Source organism: Campylobacter sp. CFSAN093259 (assembly GCF_012889985.1).
Taxonomy (GTDB): Bacteria; Campylobacterota; Campylobacteria; order Campylobacterales; family Campylobacteraceae; genus Campylobacter_D; species Campylobacter_D jejuni.
In genome coordinates, this window is record NZ_CP040617.1 from 1,405,475 (window position 1) to 1,426,507 (window position 21,033).

The window sequence follows — 21,033 nt, forward strand, 5'->3', positions numbered from 1 at the left end:
TTACAATTTCTTATGCTTTGTGAAAATTTAAAAAATTTCTTATTTCACCCCTTCTTCCCAAACTCCCTCTTCAACCTAGGCACATCTTTGAATATAAATTTGATATACCCCCCCCCATACCAATTTTTATTAGCCTGCATTAAAGCTTCGCCTAGTTTATAAGTAAAACATTCTTTTTCTTTTAAAGCTTCATTATAGTCAGGATAAGTTTCTAAAGGAGGTAAAGCTAAATTTGGATTTTCTTTTATTTTTTCTTCATAGGCTTTTTGTTCAAATTTATGTTTGTCTTTTATATAAGATAATACATAAGGTATTCTTATATATCCTAATATACTTTTTGAATTAGCGATTAAAGCTTGTCCTAGTTTATAGGACAGATGGTTTTGAATACGAGCTTTAGCTGAATTAGCTTGAATAAAAGTAATTTTAGGATTTATTATGCTCATTTTTATACCCAAAGATTTAGCAAGTTTTTTACTTTCTAATTTTTTAATAATCAAATCTTGTTCTAGATTAGCTAATTCTAAACGTTGTTTTTTAATAGGAAAAGAATTAAGTTCATTTTGTAGGGTTGTTTTTTCTTGATTTAAAGTAGAGATGATATTATCTTTTTCTTTGATTTGTTTTTGCAAAGGAGCTAATTTAACTGGATCCATTCTAAAATTATATTCTTCTATAGCTGTTTTATAATCCTCTACTGGAGGAACTAAATAAGTAAAATCATATTCTTTGTCAATTGTAATATTTTCATTTTGTATAAGTTTAATTTCTTCACTAAAGTCAAATTTTCCATTTTGATCAGCTAATAGAAAAGCGGATACGTCGATGTAATTTAACGTATTTTTCTTATTTTCGGAAAAAACTACCATAAAAGAATTTTCTGTTGCAGGTTTATTTGTTTCAAATTTAATATAAGTATTCTTATCAATTATAAAATGTTTTTTTATATCTAAAAAAGTATTATAGCATGCTGCTGCTTTTACAATACAACATGTATCATTAGTTATTGCAATATTTCCGTAACTTTGTCTTTTTTTCATCCAATTTTTTATTTTTAATTCTTCATTATATGTGTGCATCCCTATTAAAATGAAATTACTATACTTTGTTGGAAATTTCAATTTAGTATTTAATTCTATTCTATATGTTTGACATTCTTGAAACAATGGATGTTTTTTTAAAGAGTATTGTAAATTACCTTCGATTAAATCCAAATCAAGAGGTGTTAAATACAAAAATAGAGGATTGTGTTGTTTTATATTTATTTTTGATTTTTTGAAATTTTCTATATTGGTTACTATATTTTTTCCAAGATTATACATAATTGTAGAAATTTGATGAGCTGGATCTGGATGCGATAAGAAAAAATTTAAAATTTCTCTACTTTCGTAATAACTATGCATATCTATACTATTAAATCCATATTTATTACACAACAACTTATGAATATTTCTTATATATTTTTCAACTTCATTCTTGTGAGTATTTACCAACAAAAGATTTAAAACTTTTTCATTAATTTTATATAATTCTTCATATAGCCAACAAGTATTTCTAATACACTCTTCAAAACCAATATCATCAAATACAACCCTATCAACATCTGCTAAGTTACATTCTAAAATCACTAAATCTGCTTCTTTTATACGTTGTTTATATTTCAATATTGTATAAATTTTACTAGAAGCAATTGACCCACCTATTGATAAATTATCGAAATCAACATTACTTTGACTTAAACCAGCTCTAAGTCCGCCAGGTAATATAGAATTGCTTGCACCCATTATTAAAATTTTATTTTTTCTCATTACATTTTCCCATATTGATAATTTGTTATACTTTTTAAGTATAATTATATCTCATATATAATAAAATATAAATTATTTAATCAAACACACAACAAAGGATTTGTTAGATGAAAAATAAAATTCAACAACATATTATACAAACACTTCGATCATCAGCAGATGAATATGAAGTAGATGAATTAAAAATAGCAGATGAACATACAAAATTATATAATGGTTTTGGTGGTTGTTTAGACTCGCTAGCTCTAGTAAATTTAGTTGCTGATTTGGAAGAACTTTTAAGTAGAGAATTTAATAAAGAAATCATTTTAGCAGATGAAAAAATGATGAGTGCAAGAAATTCTCCATTTAAAGACGTTGAAAGCTTGACCAATTATATAGTTAAAAAACTCCAAGAGCAAGAATGATGCAAAAAATTATCATTATCACAGGAACTAGAAAAGGCATAGGCAAAGAATTAAGTGAATATTATTTAGCAAAAAATCATATAGTTTGTGGTTGCTCAAGAGGTAAAGCAAGTATAAATCATAAAAATTATAGACATTTTGAATTAGATGTTTGCGATGAAAAAACTGTAGTTTCTATGGTAAGAAGTATAAAAAAAGAATTTGGAAAAATTGATATTTTAATTAATAATGCTGGCATAGCAGCTATGAATCATATATTAACCACTCCATTTAAAAGCTTAGATAATATTTTTAAAACTAATGTCTATGGTAGTTTTTTGTTTATAAGAGAAGTTTCAAAGATTATGAGTCAAACTTATAAAAAAGAACAAGTTGCTATGCCTTATAGGATTGTAAATTTTTCTACTGTTGCAGTTGCTTTAAGGTTGGAAGGGGAAGCTATATATGCTGCATCAAAAGCAGCTATTTGCAATTTAACTCAAGTTTGTGCTAAAGAATTAAGTTCATTTGGCATTACTTGCAATGCCATAGGACCTACCCCAGTTCCTACTGATTTAATTAAAAATGTCCCAAAAGATAAAATACAAGATTTACTTAATAAACAAGCTATAAAAAGATTCGGAAATTTTCAAGACCTTGCTAATGTGATTGATTTTTTTATTAATGAAAAAAGTGATTTTATAACAGGGCAGATAATATATCTAGGTGGAGTAAATGGATAAATTTAAAAATATCTTTTTAAATAAAGTTTTTAATAAAAATCAAGAGCAATATGCTTTAATCTATGAAGAACAAAAATATACTTACAATGATTTGTATAATAACATCATCAATAAAATCAATTTATTAACAAAGCTTAAAGATATAAATATTGTGGGTATTACAGGAGATTATGATTTTGAAAGTATAAGTTTATTTTTAGCATGTATTGAGCTTAATAAAATAATCATTCCATTTATCAATGAAAGTGAGATTGACAACAAACTTGCCGAAGTTAATTGCGATATTTTATTTAAAAACAATCAATACGAGCTACAGAAAAAACATTGTAACAATCATGATTTAATCCAAAAACTCATAGATGATAACAAACCTGGTTTAATTTTATTTTCAAGTGGCAGCACAGGTAAACCTAAAGCTATGGTGCATAATCTTGATAAGATTTTAAATGCCTATCTTAATAAAAAATCAAAAAAACTTAATATTTTATTGTTTTTAATGTTTGATCATATAGGTGGTTTAAATACTTTGTTTAACTGTCTTAGTATGAATGCTTGTGCAATTGCTATAAAGGAAAGAAAAAATATTGAAGCTCTAGCTCAAACCATAGAAAAATATCAAATTTCACTCTTACCTGCTTCACCTTCTTTACTTAGTTTAATGTTGGTAGCAAATGTAATTGAAAAATATAATTTAAGCTCTTTAAAGATTATTAGCTATGGCACAGAAAAAATGCCAGAAGCTTTGCTTGTAAAATTAAAACAAACTTTTCCAAAAGTTAAATTTCATCAAACCTTTGGTACAAGCGAAGTAGGCATAGCTCAAACAAAAAGCTTCGGAAATTACTTTAAATTGGAAAATATAGCATATAAAATTATCAACAACGAGCTATTTTTAAAAAGCAATATGCAAAGTTTGGGTTATTTAAATGCTGATAACTCTGTTTTTACAAATGATGGATACTTTGCTACTGGCGATTTGGTTGAAGTGATTAATGAAAATGGTGAAGAATATATTAAAATTATCGGAAGAAACAAAGAAGTTATTAATGTTGGCGGAGAAAAAGTATTACCCCAAGAAGTAGAGGGTATATTAATGCAAATACCATTTATACAAGATTGTTTAGTCTATGGACAAAATAATCCTCTAACGGGCCAAAGTGTCTGTGTAAAGATTGTATTAGAACAAAATGAAAATCCTGCTAATTTAGAAGCCAAAAAGGAAATAAGACTATTTTGCAAAGATAAACTAGCTAGCTATAAAATACCAACCAAAGTAGAGATTGTTCAAAAGTTAGAAATCAGCGAACGGTTTAAAAAAATAAGAAATTCTTAACTCTTTCTTATTTTTTGTAAATTTCACCCCTTCTTCCCAAACTCCCTCTTCAACCTAGGCACATCTTTGAATATAAATTTGATATACCCCCCCCCCATACCAATTTTTATTAGCCTGCATTAAAGCTTCGCCTAGTTTATAAGTAAAACATTCTTTTTCTTTTAAAGCTTCATTATAGTCAGGATAAGTTTCTAAAGGAGGTAAAGCTAAATTTGGATTTTCTTTTATTTTTTCTTCATAGGCTTTTTGTTCAAATTTATGTTTGTCTTTTATATAAGATAATACATAAGGTATTCTTATATATCCTAATATACTTTTTGAATTAGCGATTAAAGCTTGTCCTAGTTTATAGGACAGATGGTTTTGAATACGAGCTTTAGCTGAATTAGCTTGAATAAAAGTAATTTTAGGATTTATTATGCTCATTTTTATACCCAAAGATTTAGCAAGTTTTTTACTTTCTAATTTTTTAATAATCAAATCTTGTTCTAGATTAGCTAATTCTAAACGTTGTTTTTTAATAGGAAAAGAATTAAGTTCATTTTGTAGGGTTGTTTTTTCTTGATTTAAAGTAGAGATGATATTATCTTTTTCTTTGATTTGTTTTTGCAAAGGAACTAATTTAACTGGATCCATTCTAAAATTATATTCTTCTATAGCTGTTTTATAATCCTCTACTGGAGGAACTAAATAAGTAAAATCATATTCTTTGTCAATTGTAATATTTTCATTTTGTATAAGTTTAATTTCTTCACTAAAGTCAAATTTTCCATTTTGATCAGCTAATAGAAAAGCGGATACGCCAAAAAAATTTAAAACATTGATTTTATTATTAATTAAAAGAGTGCCTGCTGAATTTTCGGTATGAGGTAAATTGTTATAATTAAAGAAAATATATGATTGCTTATCAATTATAAAATTAGTTTCATAAAATCCAAAACAATAATTATAAGCCGCTGCATTCTTAACTATACTTTTTTTTAGATTTTGTATAACTATGCTAGAATAAGTTTTTCTAATCTGATCATTAGTTTTAGCATATTTTACCTTATTCCATACATGTATTGCACATATATAATAATTAATGAAAGTATGTGGAAATTGTAATTTTATATCATTTTTTAAATAATATACTTTTTCTCTATGTTGTAAATCTTTTTCCTCTGTTAAAATTATATCTTCTTTATCGCATATAAACATATCTGGGGTACAAATAGAAAAGTTGGGGTTAATTTTACACATATTCAGTATTCTAGGAGGATAAAAATTCTCTATATTATGTGCAATATTTTTTCCAAGATTATACATAATTGTAGAAATTTGATGAGCTGGATCTGGATGCGATAAATAAAAATAATGGATATTTTTATTTATATAAAAGTCATGAACACTTATAAAATTAAATCCATATTTTTGACAACATTGTTTGTGTGCAGAATGAATAATATTGGCGAGTTTATTATGTTGATTAAAAAAATGTTGTTCAAATAATAATAAATCAACTACTTTGATATTTAAAAAAAATAATTCCTCAAATAACCAGTTAATATTTCTATAAGACTGCTCAATAGTCATATTTTGACAGATAACTTCATATAAATCTACTATATTAGTTTCCACAATTATTAAATCAGCTTCTTTGATTATTTTAATATTTTCTTGCTTATGTAATGTATATATTTTCGATAATGCAGAACTTCCACCTAAAGACAAATTATACAATGTGATATTTTCTTGCCTTAAGCCAAGTTGCAAACCATTAAAAACCAACGAATTGCTTGCGCCCAATAAAACAATTTTTTTCATAAATAATTCCTTAAATATTATAATTTATTTTTTAATTTTTAAAATTAATTTAGTTTATAGAATTATTGCCATCATCAAGCAAAACTACATTTTTATTGTTCATTTTTAAACCTTTCGTAATCACTAGGCACACCAATATCTATAAAATAATCATTAAAAATTTCAGCTCTAGTCTTTAATTTTTCACAATTTTCTTGTAAAAACTCTTCAAAAGAAAATTTTTTCTCTAAATCAAATTCATTAAAAATATCTTTAGTTAAAAGATAAATTCCACCATTGATTAAACTTTGCTTTTTAAATATTTTTTCCTCAAAAGAAATCACAAAACCTTGCTCATTAACATTTACTGTGCCATATCTATCAAAATCATTCATTTGTTTTAAAGCAAGGCAAATTTTACTTCCATTTAGCTTTAATTTGCTTAAATCTATGCCAAAAAAAGTATCGCCATTTAAAACATAAACTTCATTTTTTATAAATTTCAAAGCCTCTTTTATAGCTCCACCCGTTCCTAGAGGCTCTTTTTCTATACCGTATTTTATTTTTATGCCTAAAAACTCATCTTTAAAATACTCTTTTATCACTTCATATTTGTATGATACCGCTAAGATAACTTCTTTTATGCCTTGCTTTTTAAGATACTCAAAAATAAATTCTAAAAAAGGCTTATCATTTATCGGTGCCATAGGCTTTGGAATGTCTTTTATAACACTTTTAAGCCTTGTTCCTAAGCCGCCACAAAGTATTATTGCTTGCAAGAAAAACCTTTGCCGAAAAGCTCTTCTTCAACGATAGCACAAATAATATGTCCTATTAAAATATGCGCTTCTTGAATTCTTGGAGTGCAAGTTGAAGGCACTTTGATACAATAATCACAAAGCTCATTCATAGCCCCGCCATTAGCTCCGCTTAAGCCTATGCTTATGATTTCTTTTTGCTTGCAAAGCTCTAAAGCCTTTAAAATATTTTTACTATTTCCACTTGTAGAAATTCCTATAAAAACATCTCCCTTAACTCCTTGAGCTTGCACTTGTCTTGCAAACAAATTTTCATAACCATAATCATTGCTAATAGCAGTTAATATACTCGTGTCCGTTGAAAGTGCAATACTTGCGATCCCTGGTCTATCAAAATAAAATCTACTTACAAATTCCCCTGCAATATGCTGTGCATCTGCTGCGCTACCACCATTTCCTGCAAGTAAAGTTTTGTTACCATTTTTATAAGCTTTTATGACTTCTAATGAAGCATTCTTAATAAGAGTTATTAAATTCTCATCTTTTAAAATTTGCTCTTTTGCTAAAATAGAATCTGTAAAATGTTCTTTTATATAGGAATTTAAATTCTCCATGATTTAACCCCCTCTTTTGTAAATGAAAAATCTTGCACATAACCTTGCTCTTTGCTTAAAGCTTTGATTAAGTTGTATTTTTTTGTAGGATCCACAAAGAAAAACATAAATCCACCTGCTCCTGCTCCACTAGTTTTGCCACTATAAGCTCCATTATCTATAGCTAGTTTATAAATTCTTTCAAGCTCATCATTGCTAACGATTTCTGAAATGATTTTTTTTGACTGCCAAGACTTGCCTAAAATTTGTGCCAAAGCATCAAAATCCGCCTTAAACAAAGCTTCTTTCATCTTTATAGCATCTTGTTTTATAGCGTGCATAGCTTCAAGGGATTTTTCATCTCCGAGCTTTCCTTTTTTATGTTCTTCTATATCTTTTGCTTCTCTTGTAATATTTGTAAAATAAAGCACAGTTCTAGCTTCAAGCTCACTAGCTATCCAGTTTTTAATACGCAAAGGATTAACAATGACTCTTTTATTATCATAAAATTCCATAAAATTAAAGCCACCAAAAGTTGCGGCGTATTGATCTTGTGCTCCGCCTACTATGCCTAAATCTTCTCTTTCTATCTCATAAGCAAGCTTAGCGATTTCATATTCTCCTAAAGGTAGATTAAGCCATTCTGCAAAGGCTTTTATAACCCCTACAACCAAAGTTGAGCTTCCGCCCAAACCACTACCACTTGGTACATCTGAGTATGTATGCAAAGAAAAACTTAAAGGTTTTTTTGTAAAATCTTTTACAATGCGATTATAAATACTTTTAAAAATATCTAATTTTCCATCATCTCCTAAGAATTCTTTACTTTCGTACTCAGAGTAAGAATTTGTATCAGGAGAATCAAAAATGATTTTTGCATCTTCTCTTTCGATCAAAGTACAATGTATGTATAAAGATATAGTCGCATTTAAAACATAACCTGTGTATTTATCACAATATAAATTTATATCAGTCCCCCCACCTGCTAAACCAAGGCGGAGAGGAGTTTGCGTGCGTATGGTTTTCATCTATTTAAAGGAATCCTTCCTTTTTTTATCTCATCTCTCCAATGATTTAACAAATCCTCAAACATTTTTCTAGCTGCAATTTCTGGCTTCCAGCTGATATAGTTTTTGATTTTAGTATTGTCAAACATTTGATAGTCTGCATCAATAGGACGTAGTCTTTCTTCATCTTGTTCTATTTTTATATCTTTTCTTGTAGAAAATCCTAAAAGTATATCTATAACTTCAGGAAGCTTAAAAGCCTCTTCTCCTGCTATATTAAAAGCTTCTCCGCAAGGAATATTACCCTTTTGACTCTCAAGAGAAAGTAGATAATAAGCCCTTATAGCATCACGACAATCTTGAAAGGTTCTTACACTCGAAAGATTTCCAACCTTAACAACAGGCTCTTGATAACCCGCTTCAATTAAAGCAATTTGTTTTGCAACTGTACTTTCAAAAAACACATCAGAACGTCTTGGACCACTATGTGTTCCCATTCTTGTAACAAAGGTGCGAATGTTATAAGCTTCACCATAAAATCTTCCCAAATAATCAGCGCCGATTTTGCTTATACTATAAGGACTTGCACCGTGAAAAGCTGTTTCTTCATTAAGTTTAATCCCTACTTTTGCTTTACCATAAACTTCACTTGAAGAGCAGATATGCACTACAGGGTCATATCCATCTTTTGCCTTTAAAATTCTAATGTTTTCCAAAATATTTGCTGTGCCTATGATATTTGTTTGTAATGTTTCTATAGGTATGTCAAAAGAAGTTTTTGGGTAAGACTGTGCGGCCAAATGAAAGATCACATCCGGTCTTTGACTCTCAAAAAGTTTTTGAAGACTAGAGTAATCATTTAAATCTGCATAAAAAATACCTATTCTATCTTTTTTATTGATCCTATCACTTAAGTGATAGATATTGTCCATAGGTTCTTGCCAACGCATCATACCTATAACATCATAATCCGTATTTTCTAGCAAAAAATCTGCCATTTGCGAGCCAACTTGCCCTGTAAATCCTGTGATTAATGCTGTTTTTTTCATAACTGTTCCTATTGTCTTATATTTTGCTCTTTTAAATACCATTCGTACATCATTTTAATGCCGTCTTCAAGCTTGATTTTTGCCTTCCAGCCTAAATTTTGCAACCTTGAACTATCTAACATTCTATCCATTGTAGAATCTGGTTTTGAATTGTTAAACATAATTTCACCCTTAAATCCAACAATATTTTTAATCAAAAAAGCAAGTTCTTTTATACTTAAAAATTCCCCACTTCCTACATTAAAATGCGGTTCATTAGATGAAACAATATCTTTAAAATCTATATTTTTCATCACATAAATAGAAGCATCAGCTAAATCTTTTGCATGAATAAATTCCCTAATTACACTACCGCCACCCCAAATTTCTACGCTATCTTTACTTACACCAAATTTTTGTAAATATTCCATTGCTTGCTCTAAGGAATTCATTTGCAAATCCTTTAGAACCTCATCAATTTTATTTTCATCTAAAAGTTTTGCTAAATGAAATTTGCGAAGTAAAGCCGGTAAAACTTTTGCTTTTTGTAAATCAAACTCGGTTGTCTCTCCATACAGGTTTGCAAGATATAAAGTGATAAAATTTGTTCCATATTGTAAGTTATAACTTTCGCACATTTTTGTTCCTATAATTTTTGGCAAACCATATGCAATGGCTTTTAAATCTAGCTTTCCATCTAATAAATTCTCTTCTTTAATAGGATTTATAGCTTTTTGAGGGTAAGCCCAAGCAGATCCATAAAAAACAAGCTTTTTAACATTATTTTGATAAGATGAATGAATAATATTTGCTTGAAGTACGCTATTTTCATAAATTACATCGGCTGGAGTAAAAAGCCCTAAGGTATCAAGCTTGGCAGCACATAAAAAAACATATTCTGGTTTTTCTTTTGCGAAAAAATCAGTCACAGCTTTTTGATCTACTAAATCTAATTCTTTTCTTGTTTTTACGATAATATTATTAAAACCCTCATCTATAAGTGTATTATAAAGAGTTTTTCCTAAAGTGCCACCATGCCCTGCTATATAAATTTTAGAATCTTTAAGCATTGCAAACCCTTTTTGTAGAATTTGCAAAATCATAAATATTATTTGTATAAAAAGATTGAATGTTTGAAAAGATAAAGTATTCAAAGTTTAATCCCCCCCCCCATCTAATCGAGCTGTTATTATTATTCTGAGTTTCTTGATTATTTTTATACCATTCATACATCATTTGAATTCCTTTTTCTAAATCAATTTTATGTTTCCAACCTAAAGAATGAATTTTTGAGCAATCTGTAAATTTCTGCATTGCACCATCTGGGCGATTTAAATTAAAAACTAAATTTCCCTTAAATCCTACTATATTTTTGATTAATTCTGCTAATTCTTTAATAGTGATATTCTTATGTGGGCCTATATTTAAATGAGTGTTGATAATCTCAGTATTACCACCTTTTAAATCTTTAAAATCTATATTATTCATGATAAATAAACAAGCATTTGCTAAATCTTGACTATGTAAAAATTCTCTTGTCGGTTTTCCACTACCCCAAATTTCAACATTATTCTCATCTACACCAAATTTTTTTAAATAATTCTTAGCTTCTTCAATGGAATCAAATTTTAAATCATTTAATAAGTCCTCATATCGTTTTTCATTTAAAAGCTTCGCTAAATGCATTTTTCTTAAAATTCCAGGCAATACATGAGATTTTTCAAGATCAAATTTATCGTTATTGCCATATAAATTTGTAGGAGTGATTGCTATAAAATTTGTATTGTATTGCAAATTATAACTTTCACAAAGCATCAAGCCTGAAATTTTAGCAATTGCGTAAGGTTTGTTAGTATACTCAAGATCTCCACTTAACATTTGATCTTCACTAGTTGGTAATGTTGCATTTTTAGGATAAACTGTAGTTGAAGCTATGAAAAGTAGCTTTTTTACTTTATGCAAATAAGCATTATGAATAACATTGCACTCTATCATTAAATTTTGATAAATAAAATCAGCACGATAAGTATTATTAGCTAGAATTCCACCCGCTTTAGCTGCTGCTAAAATAACATATTCTGGCTTTTCTCTCTCAAAAAAATCAGCCGCAGCCTTTTGGTTTGTTAAATCGAGCTCAAAGTGAGTTTTAAAAACAAGATTTTTATAACCTTGTTGCTTAAGTTCATTAAGTATAGCACTGCCCACAAGACCACTATGACCCGCTATGTAAATTTTAGAATCTTTTTGCATCATTTATCCTTGAAATCTTAATGGAATTTCAGGATTAGATGGCCAAACTGGAAAATCTAAATTTTGCAAATTTCCGCATTCTTTTCTGTAATGTAAACCCTGCATTAAATTTAACTCATTTCTTCTTAGATAACTTACTTCTAAGGTAGTGCTAAAAAATAATCCCTTAGAATAAAAAATCTTTCCGTGATTATTTAAATGTGTATGTATTGGAATAAAATATTCATTAAGTTTTTTTAGTAAACTTATTCTTTTTTCAACCCCATCTTGCTCTTCAGGATTACACCCATGAAATTCGAATATAACTTGTGAAAAATATTTATTTAAAATACTTATATCAATATTTTCAAGCATATCCCATTCACAATTTTCAATATCACATTGCAAAATATTTGGCCTACTCTCATCTAAATTATTATCTTTTAAAGCTTGTGCTAAAGTAATTGTATTTTCGTTATTTGTATTGCCTATAAATTTTTTATGAAAAATAATATTTTCATGACTATAAGGACATTTTTCTATGCTAGCATCATATTCAATTACCTCAAATCCTCTTTGAGCCATTTCCAAATCCCAAGGGGAACTGTCTGAAACACCTAAAGAAAGAGCTTTTGCATCAATATTGCTCATACACCCCCCCCCATTATACATTACATAACCACCATCTCCATTACCACCAATTCTTAGTAAATTATACAAAGGCAGTTCCAAAGGTCGAATAAGATTTAAATAATTTACAATATTCCTATAACACTGCTCATTGTTATTTATGCGAATATAATTTCTATCTCTATCTTGTAATAATAGGAATAAAATTTCCTTATCTCTTTTATCAATATCTAAATTTGAAATAATATTTGACATTAAAATTTGATAAGACAATTGATTGCCAACTTTAATATTAACATTTAACTCTTGTAATAATTTTTCCATATTTATCCTTTATTTTTAGTTGCTAAAATATCACGTTCTGAAAGAATAGGAGAATTTGTTGGCCAATCTATACCAATTCTTTCATCATTCCATGCATAAGTAAATTGATCATGTGCATCCATATATTCTCCTAAATAAGCACATTTATAGTAATACACTGCACTTTCACTGCTAACATAATGAGCATTTCCAAAACCTGCTGGAACTAAAATGATTTGCTGATTATCTTGATTTATGATGAATCTTTCATGCTTCAAATAAGTTGGTGAATCTTTTCTGCAATCAACCACAACTTGATGCACTTCTCCATAAACACAAGTGGCAAGCTTATAAGTTTTTACATCGCCATGGATACCGCGGATAACATTATGTTTAGAATGTATGAATTTATCGTGTATAAATTTTAATCCATTTGGTAAAAGCTTATCTACAGCCTTGCTTGTAAAAGCTGTCCAAATTTCACCCCTTAAATCTCTAAATTTGTTAGGAGTTATAATATACACTCCTTTTAAAATTTTTGATTCTTGTATATCAAATTTTATTGCCATTATTTGCCTTTTTTATTTTTATATTCTTTTTTAAGTTTATATAAATCAAACCAAAATTTAATATATCCACCTTTATACCAATTCCTACTTGCTTGTATAAAAGACTTTCCTAGTCTATAAGTAAAACTTTCTTCTATAGTTTCAGAGTGACAATTATAATAATTTTTCGATATTAAATGTCTAGTGCGATACCGATGATGATACAAACAAACAAGAATTTTTATAGGTATTCCTAATATACCTATAAAAGTTTTAGAATTATGGATTAATATCACTCCTATTTTATAAGATAAATGACCACATGACTTATTAACCATATTATACAATTGACCTTTTTTAGAGTATTCTTCATATTTTAACAAAAAGTCAATACTGCTAGATAGTTTTTCTTCCAGCTCAATATTATTTTTTATTCTTTTGCAATCTAACTTCAATTCTTTAGTAAAATTTGGAGGTATAAAATCTACAAAATAAAAGTTCTTTATAGTATTAGATTCCAAACATATACAATTTATTTTCATTAAAGAACAAAATTGCTGCAAAAGATTATGAGCTGAATTAAAATTAGGAAAATTTTTAAAAAAATCTATGGATTTATTCAAAAAACCATATTTCCATAGTGATAAATAAATTTCCATTGCTCCTCTTCGTCCAGCAGCAAAATTATCGTTAAGTCCACCATATAAACTTTCATGGTGCTTTATCATAAGATCATTTATATATAATTTTTCAAGTTTATCGATTGAAAAATTTATATTATACTCTACATCAGGCCTAACTTTAATAATAAAATCGTATTGAAAATTATTTTCCGCTTCATACTGAACCAATGATTTTAATAATTGATAATTAGAATACCATATTTTCGAAGCATTAATAAATAAATTGTTTCTATCTAAAGGATATTTTTTTAAAAAATCTTCTTGATTTTCTATAATTACTCGTTTAATGTTATTTATATTTTCCAACCTTTCAGCATCGAGCCGAACGGAATATTCTTGATTTAATTTAGAAAAAACATTTGGAAAATATTGTTTTAAATTATTTTTATGCATAATTTCCTGAGGAATAGATTTTAATAATGTTTCATCTAATAATCTTTTAGCCCAATTTCCTCCTGCTCCATTTAAACCTGGCCACAAAAATTTTGAATCCCAAGTAAATAAAAAAACATCAACATCAAACTGAAAACTTTCTATCACTTTTTTTAAATTTAATTCCCACTCTACTCCTCTCATAGCACCACTTATACATAAAGCGATTTTTTTTGGAGATTTTAAATGTTGAGTATGAAAAGTATTAAAATTATAATTTAATAGAAATTTTTCATAATAAACTCTAGCACCGATAGTCATCTTTGTATGAAAATTTTCTTGTAAAATAGTTAATATATTTCTTACTTCATTGCAAAAAAAATCTTTATTTATACAAGAAAAATAATCAATAACTCGTTTAATAAAAAAAGATTGAAAAATTATAAAAAAACTATTTTTAACTACATAAGGTAATAATATTACAATAGATTCTTTTTTTAAACAAAAATTTAAAATCCATTGAGAAATTATATAATTGATACATAATGGAGTGTATTTTTCTTTTTTAATATAATCAATTATTTTTTCATCGTCAAGTGTTTTTATTTCAACTAAAAAATTATAAAACTCGCAAAAATTACCAAAATACATATCATTCCACCAATTTTGTTGTGGTGTATTTTTAAATAATAAAATTAATTCATCTACATTTCCAATCTGATATAAGAAATCTATATACTCTTTAGACTGTTGCTTAGCTAAATCCTCCTTGTAGATATCTTGAATTATATCAAAATTCCATTCTTCAAGTGCATTTTTAATATTTCCTTGCATTTTGTTTAACCTTATTAATATTACGAATTTGGAAGAAAAATTTAATTAATCCTCCTTTATACCAAGATTTACAAGCTTTTATAAACTTTTCTCCAAGTTGATATGTTGTGCTATTTTTTTCTATTATAGCTTCATCATAATCTGTATAATTTTTTAAAGGTAAAGATTTAAATTTAAAATCAACTGTTTTATGGACAATAAAAACAGCCCATAATATAAAAGGTAATTTAATGTAGCCAAAAAAAGAATTATATTTTATTAAAATCCTTCCTAATTTATAAGACAGATGATTATATATTATAAATTTAGCTGAATTAGAATAAATAACATTATCTTTATGATTTAACCCAATTTTTTTTCGCAATTGATAAAGCTGTAAATCTTTAATTTCAATATCTTGCTCTAAACAAATTAATTCCATATTTTGTTTTTTTATCGGAAGAGAATCTAAACTTTTTTGCAAGGATAATTTTTCTTCATTTAGAATTAAAATTTTTTGATTAAGAGCATCTAAATCTGATTTTTTAATATCAACAAACATATATTGATTGATTTGTTGCATTCCAGAACGCCAAGGCCTAAATTCATACTCCCATCTATACTTGATAAATATGTTATATATACTTTCATCCTCTAAATATGCCTTATGTGGATGCTTAACTAAGCCAAAATTACTAAACCATACTAAATCACCTTCATTTGGCATTCTAGAATCCAATAAGCCAAACCTAAAAGCATTGGATGAACAAAAATTTGTTTTAGGTGGCAAAGGAAACTCTCGAAATACGCCTTCCCAACCATTTTGCGGTTTTCGAACGGGATTATAAACCTTAATATACTCATCCAATCTTAAAGGTTTAAAAAACATAATATCAGGTCTTGTATACAAATGATAGTCGTACTTCACGCCACATTCTTTTTCATAATCCAATTTTAAAGAATTTACCTTTTCCAAAGTAACATACATTCCAGATTTATTGCCATCCGAAATAGGGGATTCTATAAGATATTTTTTTGGTTGATAAATTCCTATAATTTCTTCCAAATCATGAATTCCTATCTTTACACCTGTTAATCCTGGATACTTTAAATGAGAATGAGCACTTCCAGTATCAAATTGATCCCATGTGTGTAAAAATATATCTATTTTCCAACCATCTTGCTCATTTGCATCTATAATATTATCAAAAAAACTTTTATAAGTTTGTTCATAAGTTCTTAAAGCACCAAACAAATGAACTGCTAATTTTTTTTCCATGCAATACCTTTTTTTTGTTTTTTCATAGATCTACTAATTTCATTAATTAAAAATAAAAGATTTGAATATTTTTCACATCTTTTTTTTATTTTCATTAAATCAAAACATATATTTTTGTAAATTTTACCCCTAAACAATAACAAAGTTACCAATAAATCATGTTGTATTTTAACTAAATTTTTATCTAAGTATTTTTCTACAATATCATAATGATCATAACGCAAATTTAAATGAATCCAATGAATTATCCAAGCCGTATTGCTAGCATCTTCAAGCATAGCTTTTTCTATAAACTGCAAGGATATTTTAAAATCTTTTTTTAGATCTAAAGATAATTGGTATAATCTAAAAAATGCCATGGATTTATACATAGAATCTAACTGCAATTTATTAATATTTTCTTCAATGATTTGATACTGCTTTTCTTTGGAAAAAATTTCATGAAATGAAATATCTTTTTTGATACCAGAGAAAAAAGAAGGACATTGAGAAAATGCAGATTTCTGCAAAGAAATTCCTGGAGTATAAATCAATTTTGCATAAGAAAGAAAATTCATTTCAAAAAACGCCCTTTCAGTAACATCTAAAAATTCAGAAGCAAACTGATCAGCTAAAATAATTTTTTCATTATTAAAATAATCAATTAATTTTTTGCTAGCAATAATATCTTGACTAAAAATCACAATTTTATAATCTTTAATTTTATTTTTTATAATTTCTATAGCAATTTCATATGGAAAATATTTATCTCCCACAAAAGCATATAAAGAAGCCTTTTTATATGTTGAAGAATAAACTATATCTGCACCTCTGATATGTATTGCTATAAATTCGCCCAATTTACTAGCAGTTTGTTCAGCATATTTAATTATATTTTGATATTTGTTTGAAAATTTTATTTTCTTGTAAATCTCTGCAAAATCTTTATAACATTGTTCTTCATTATAGCCTTCTATCCAATTACTTAATGCTCCACCTTCTATTCCTGGAGCATACCAACCCCATTTTTGCTCGAAAGGACCATTTTTTATATCATTAAAAGTTTTTTTCTCTTGATGAATTCCAAATCCATGATTGCTTGATATATCTTTACAATCATCAATGTAATATTTTTGTATAAATTCTTCACTAAATATATCACCAACTTTACCTAATGCAAATGGAATATGCTTTATAGAATTGAACATTTCATGTGTATTCCCTATCACATCTTCAATCTTTCCCCATTTAAAATAAAATGGCAAATTAGTTTTTTCGGATAACAATAACCCTGCCATCATCGCAAACAGTCTCATACCAAAGCCATCAGGCTTTGCCATAATGATACATGGAGACAATATACACCTGTCATTTTTATACCCTTCGAAACTAACTCCAAAAAGATAATTAAATTTTTCTAAAATAATATTATTATACTCGACAAAGTCAAAATTACAAGTTTGAATAGATTCTTTTAAATATTTTATCATAGCTTTTGACAAACTATCAATATCAGGATTTACCAATAATCCTCCACGTGAATTTAAAACCGATCTATTGCCTGTTATATTTGTTGCTATTATTGGTTTTTTTAACACCAGTGATTCGAGTAAAACCATAGGCTGCCCTTCATGCAATGAACTCAATATAAAACAATCAGCTTTTCTTAAATAAGGATAAGGATTATTTCTATTTCCAAGAAGATATACATTTTTAACATTATTTTTTAAAATATACAATTTTAAATCTTCTTTTAAAGGTCCATCGCCTAATATCATTAGCTTAATGTTATTAAATTCTGAGCTAATTTTTTGAAAAGCTTTAATAAGCATTAATTGATTTTTTTCTGGTGATAATCTAGCAATATTAATAAAAACTTTTCCACCATCATTAAAAATACTTTCATCTTCTAGATACTCTAAAACAAAACCACTTTTAAATAATATATTTTTATAATCTATAATATTATTCATAAAATCAAATTTATCACACTCTACTTGATAAGTATCAGATAAATTATCTCTATTTAAATCACTTAATTCTCTTGAAACAGAAAGAATGTGATCAAAATATTTATAAACATTAAAAATTTTTTCAAGATACGGGAATCTTACATCAAATTCGCCTTTCATATCATTGTGAAGATAAATAATCTTTTTTGCATTTGTTTTAGCATATGCAAATCTATAAACCCATAACTCCCCATAACCATCAAAACTAATCAAAGAATTAAATTTCGAATCCCCATATAAACATCTAAAATCACGTTCAAAGCATCTTGCAAAAATATTTTCTTGCTCTTGATTTGCTCGTTTATTTTTATAAACAGGATTACTTAGCAACCAATTTTCTTCTTGAGTTTGACTTAAAATATTAGGATTACCTAGAATATAAACCTTATCTCTTATTTGATTAATATATTTCATGCAAGTTGGACTTTGTCTAACTTGCCATGAATCAATAGCAACATAGACATTATACTCATTTAAATTTAAATAATTTAAAAAATTTACAAAAGATACACTCATGCCATTATTACCCAAACCTCCAGGGTAAATTAATAAATTTACTTTATTATTAAAATTTTTATATATTTTTTCATCTTTAAAATTATCAAAAAAGAAAAATTCAATAACTCTTTGCGTTGCAGCACCATCTTCATTTAATACAAACATATCTTTAATCTCTTGAGAAATTTTACATTTCTCAAGCATTAATGGATTTTTCAAAATTCCTAAAACTTCTTGAGGAGTTTTACAATAAACAGAATTTAACATTTCAACATCAAAATATAAGCCGTGTTGATTTTTGTATTCCTCATAGTCATAAATATAGTAAATAATTGGTCTATTTAAAACCATAAAATCAAATGCAATTGAAGAATAATCAGTTATTAATACATCAACTATTGATAAAAGCTCATTAGTATCTATATCTCTAGGAACACTTGGAATCCCATTATCTTTAAGTTTGTCTTCTAAATTATAATGACCTCTAAATACAACAACAAATCCAGATTTTTTAAATATTTCAAGATCTTTAATAAGTTTTTCAATATTTAACTCCGCATTTTCAAATGAATTGCGATATGTTGGTGCATACAATATAACCTTATCACCAATTTTAATATTTAGTCTTTCTCGTATTTGTTGTTTTTTAAAATTATTTATTTTTAAAGTAATATCAATTCTAGGATAACCGCTCTCATAAACTTTTCCTTGGAAAATATTTTCAATATCATGTTTTTGCATTAAAACTTCAGATGTATGCTTATTTGGAGATATAATATGGGTTGATTGTAAAAAGTCCTTCTGGGTAACTTCAAATTCCATGAAACCCCGTCTCATATCCTTTCCTAAATATTTCCATGGTGTTCCATGCCAAGTTGCCAAGTATTTTTGTTCAGGTTTTCTTATAAAAAATCTACAAAAAGATCCAGAATTAATCAAGTATTTTGCGCTTGCTAAATATTTAAAATATAATTTAGAAAAATATTTTACAAAAATAATTTTTTTATTTTGTCTAAATTCTAAAGGAATAGATTCGAAATCTTGTAATACCCATATATGGATAAAATTATCAAATCGGGGATCATTTAAAAGATGTAAAAAAATCGCATAGGGATTACATGACATAAACTGTGCAGTATGTGTTTGATATAAGATAGCATTCTGTAAAATATCTTCATTTTCATAATAATCCAAATATATAACTTTTTGTCTAAAAAAATCATCTTTTAAAAAATTTAAATTTTGATCAAAAATATTATTATTAATTCTATTGATTTGAGCAAAGATTTTACATGCCTCTTTGTGATGATCTAGCTTCATTAAACAATTAGCTAATCTATAAAAATACTCTGCACGACAATAAGAGTCTCTTTTAAAAGCTTCTGTATAAAATATAGAAGCCTGTTCAATCTTGTTTTGCTTTTCTAAAACTACCCCCAATCTATAATGATACACAGAACAATGATAGTTATTTTCTATAGCCTTATGATAATACTTTTCAGAATTTTTCCAATCATAAAGCATTTCAAAACTAAAAGCTATTTTGTAAAATATTTTATCTAAATATACTATCTCTAGCTCTTGGATTTTGTTTAAATAAGCTACATTAGCTTCACTCCAATAACCCATTTTTTCATGAAAAACGCCTATACCATATATATCAGATTCTAATTCTTCGTCAAATTTTATAGCATATCCATAAAATTTATTTGATAAAACTATATCTTTAATTTTCTCACAACAAAAACCAAGCCTATAATACCATACAGATTCAATTGGTATCTTTTGTTTCTCTTGAATTAAAATGGACTCTTTGTAATATTTTACTGCATCGTTATATCTTTTCATAGCTTCACAAGCAATTGCTAAATCTCTTAAGAGAATGAAATTCTGTTCATTTCCATGATTTAACTCTTGCTTAAGTCTATCAACTTCTTTCCACCATAATTTTTGCTCTAAAAAAAAACCAAATTTTAAATGATTATAAACTTGTTTTAATTGTTTTCTCCAATTTGGAGTTTCTTTTAGAAAACATGCTTGCTCAAAAAAAACTTTAGCATCATTCCATTCTTTTAAATGAAAACAACACATTCCCGTTTTAAAATATGCTTTGGCATTATCTCTAAAATTGTTAGATGCTTTAATAAAATACTTTTTAGATGCTTGATATTTTTTTCTCTTATATAGTATAGAAGCGAATAAAAAATATAACCCAAACATACAATACTTCATTTTTTCTCCCTAAT

The 21,033-nt window shown here is 27.2% G+C and carries 16 protein-coding genes; 3 read left to right on the plus strand and 13 right to left on the minus strand.

Features of this window, described 5'->3' with window-relative positions; translation table 11 throughout:
- Positions 1 to 44 precede the first annotated feature (44 nt).
- Positions 45 to 1,808, minus strand: a complete 1,764-nt coding sequence (locus FBF20_RS09010; protein WP_248276691.1) for a hypothetical protein — start codon at positions 1,806 to 1,808, stop codon at positions 45 to 47.
- 107 nt (positions 1,809 to 1,915) lie between these two features.
- On the opposite strand from FBF20_RS09010, the gene FBF20_RS07280 reads away from it, so the two are divergent.
- From FBF20_RS07280 to FBF20_RS07290, 3 genes are read left to right on the plus strand one after another with little or no spacing between them, the layout of a single operon-like run.
- Positions 1,916 to 2,215 carry a hypothetical protein gene (locus FBF20_RS07280; protein WP_002891079.1) on the plus strand — a complete coding sequence of 100 codons (300 nt, stop codon included), beginning with the start codon at positions 1,916 to 1,918 and terminating at the stop codon, positions 2,213 to 2,215.
- On the plus strand, positions 2,215 to 2,937 hold the full coding sequence (locus FBF20_RS07285) for an SDR family oxidoreductase (RefSeq protein WP_032599106.1): 723 nt from the start codon (positions 2,215 to 2,217) through the stop codon (positions 2,935 to 2,937). Before FBF20_RS07280 ends, FBF20_RS07285 begins: the two co-directional genes overlap by 1 nt.
- Positions 2,930 to 4,270: a fatty acid--CoA ligase family protein gene (locus FBF20_RS07290; protein ID WP_002917584.1), complete on the plus strand. Its 1,341-nt coding sequence runs from the start codon at positions 2,930 to 2,932 to the stop codon at positions 4,268 to 4,270. The genes FBF20_RS07285 and FBF20_RS07290 overlap by 8 nt, the downstream gene beginning before the upstream one ends.
- 54 nt (positions 4,271 to 4,324) lie before the next feature.
- Here FBF20_RS07290 and FBF20_RS09015 read toward each other — a convergent pair whose 3' ends face one another.
- The 12 genes from FBF20_RS09015 to FBF20_RS07355 form a co-directional block, all read right to left on the minus strand.
- Complete coding sequence (locus FBF20_RS09015; RefSeq protein ID WP_224168545.1) at positions 4,325 to 6,076, minus strand: hypothetical protein; 1,752 nt, start codon at positions 6,074 to 6,076, stop codon at positions 4,325 to 4,327.
- A 92-nt stretch (positions 6,077 to 6,168) separates the two neighbouring features.
- Complete coding sequence (locus tag FBF20_RS07305) at positions 6,169 to 6,834, minus strand: nucleotidyltransferase family protein (RefSeq protein ID WP_002890917.1); 666 nt, start codon at positions 6,832 to 6,834, stop codon at positions 6,169 to 6,171.
- Positions 6,822 to 7,427, minus strand: a complete 606-nt coding sequence (gene gmhA2, locus FBF20_RS07310) for a D-sedoheptulose 7-phosphate isomerase (protein WP_002890914.1) — start codon at positions 7,425 to 7,427, stop codon at positions 6,822 to 6,824. The genes FBF20_RS07305 and gmhA2 overlap by 13 nt, the downstream gene beginning before the upstream one ends.
- Positions 7,415 to 8,434 carry a D-glycero-D-manno-heptose 7-phosphate kinase gene (hddA, locus tag FBF20_RS07315; RefSeq protein WP_002917287.1) on the minus strand — a complete coding sequence of 340 codons (1,020 nt, stop codon included), beginning with the start codon at positions 8,432 to 8,434 and terminating at the stop codon, positions 7,415 to 7,417. Before hddA ends, gmhA2 begins: the two co-directional genes overlap by 13 nt.
- The gene (locus FBF20_RS07320; RefSeq protein ID WP_002917288.1) at positions 8,431 to 9,462 is read right to left on the minus strand and encodes a GDP-mannose 4,6-dehydratase; all 1,032 of its coding nucleotides are present in this window, start codon (positions 9,460 to 9,462) and stop codon (positions 8,431 to 8,433) included. Before FBF20_RS07320 ends, hddA begins: the two co-directional genes overlap by 4 nt.
- Positions 9,463 to 9,470: 8 nt before the next feature.
- Entirely contained in the window at positions 9,471 to 10,511 is a 1,041-nt protein-coding gene (locus tag FBF20_RS07325) for an NAD-dependent epimerase/dehydratase family protein (RefSeq protein WP_002890912.1), read from the minus strand.
- Positions 10,504 to 11,691 (minus strand): GDP-L-fucose synthase, encoded by a 1,188-nt coding sequence (locus FBF20_RS07330; protein WP_079460764.1) that lies wholly within the window; start codon positions 11,689 to 11,691, stop codon positions 10,504 to 10,506. The genes FBF20_RS07325 and FBF20_RS07330 overlap by 8 nt, the downstream gene beginning before the upstream one ends.
- Positions 11,692 to 11,694: 3 nt before the next feature.
- Positions 11,695 to 12,624, minus strand: coding sequence for an FkbM family methyltransferase (locus tag FBF20_RS07335; RefSeq protein ID WP_002889995.1), 930 nt, complete (start codon positions 12,622 to 12,624; stop codon positions 11,695 to 11,697).
- Positions 12,625 to 12,626: 2 nt separating this feature from the next.
- Positions 12,627 to 13,172, minus strand: coding sequence for a dTDP-4-dehydrorhamnose 3,5-epimerase family protein (locus FBF20_RS07340; protein WP_002889981.1), 546 nt, complete (start codon positions 13,170 to 13,172; stop codon positions 12,627 to 12,629).
- A complete protein-coding gene (locus FBF20_RS07345) occupies positions 13,172 to 15,040 on the minus strand; it encodes a hypothetical protein (protein ID WP_002917295.1) in 1,869 nt (622 codons plus the stop codon). Before FBF20_RS07345 ends, FBF20_RS07340 begins: the two co-directional genes overlap by 1 nt.
- Positions 15,024 to 16,298, minus strand: a complete 1,275-nt coding sequence (locus FBF20_RS07350) for a hypothetical protein (RefSeq protein WP_002917297.1) — start codon at positions 16,296 to 16,298, stop codon at positions 15,024 to 15,026. The genes FBF20_RS07345 and FBF20_RS07350 overlap by 17 nt, the downstream gene beginning before the upstream one ends.
- A complete protein-coding gene (locus FBF20_RS07355; protein WP_002917300.1) occupies positions 16,283 to 21,019 on the minus strand; it encodes a CDP-glycerol glycerophosphotransferase family protein in 4,737 nt (1,578 codons plus the stop codon). Before FBF20_RS07355 ends, FBF20_RS07350 begins: the two co-directional genes overlap by 16 nt.
- Between the last annotated feature and the right edge of the window lie 14 nt (positions 21,020 to 21,033).

Bases quoted from the DNA above. Each gene is read 5' to 3' on its own strand.
- FBF20_RS09010 (WP_248276691.1), bottom strand. From the start codon at position 1,808: ATGAGAAAAAATAAAATTTTAATAATGGGTGCAAGCAATTCTATATTA.
- FBF20_RS07280 (WP_002891079.1), top strand. From the start codon at position 1,916: ATGAAAAATAAAATTCAACAACATATTATACAAACACTTCGATCATCA.
- FBF20_RS07285 (WP_032599106.1), top strand. From the start codon at position 2,215: ATGCAAAAAATTATCATTATCACAGGAACTAGAAAAGGCATAGGCAAA.
- FBF20_RS07290 (WP_002917584.1), top strand. From the start codon at position 2,930: ATGGATAAATTTAAAAATATCTTTTTAAATAAAGTTTTTAATAAAAAT.
- FBF20_RS09015 (WP_224168545.1), bottom strand. From the start codon at position 6,076: ATGAAAAAAATTGTTTTATTGGGCGCAAGCAATTCGTTGGTTTTTAAT.
- gmhA2 (WP_002890914.1), bottom strand. From the start codon at position 7,427: ATGGAGAATTTAAATTCCTATATAAAAGAACATTTTACAGATTCTATT.
- hddA (WP_002917287.1), bottom strand. From the start codon at position 8,434: ATGAAAACCATACGCACGCAAACTCCTCTCCGCCTTGGTTTAGCAGGT.
- FBF20_RS07320 (WP_002917288.1), bottom strand. From the start codon at position 9,462: ATGAAAAAAACAGCATTAATCACAGGATTTACAGGGCAAGTTGGCTCG.
- FBF20_RS07325 (WP_002890912.1), bottom strand. From the start codon at position 10,511: ATGCTTAAAGATTCTAAAATTTATATAGCAGGGCATGGTGGCACTTTA.
- FBF20_RS07330 (WP_079460764.1), bottom strand. From the start codon at position 11,691: ATGCAAAAAGATTCTAAAATTTACATAGCGGGTCATAGTGGTCTTGTG.
- FBF20_RS07335 (WP_002889995.1), bottom strand. From the start codon at position 12,624: ATGGAAAAATTATTACAAGAGTTAAATGTTAATATTAAAGTTGGCAAT.
- FBF20_RS07340 (WP_002889981.1), bottom strand. From the start codon at position 13,172: ATGGCAATAAAATTTGATATACAAGAATCAAAAATTTTAAAAGGAGTG.
- FBF20_RS07345 (WP_002917295.1), bottom strand. From the start codon at position 15,040: ATGCAAGGAAATATTAAAAATGCACTTGAAGAATGGAATTTTGATATA.
- FBF20_RS07350 (WP_002917297.1), bottom strand. From the start codon at position 16,298: ATGGAAAAAAAATTAGCAGTTCATTTGTTTGGTGCTTTAAGAACTTAT.
- FBF20_RS07355 (WP_002917300.1), bottom strand. From the start codon at position 21,019: ATGAAGTATTGTATGTTTGGGTTATATTTTTTATTCGCTTCTATACTA.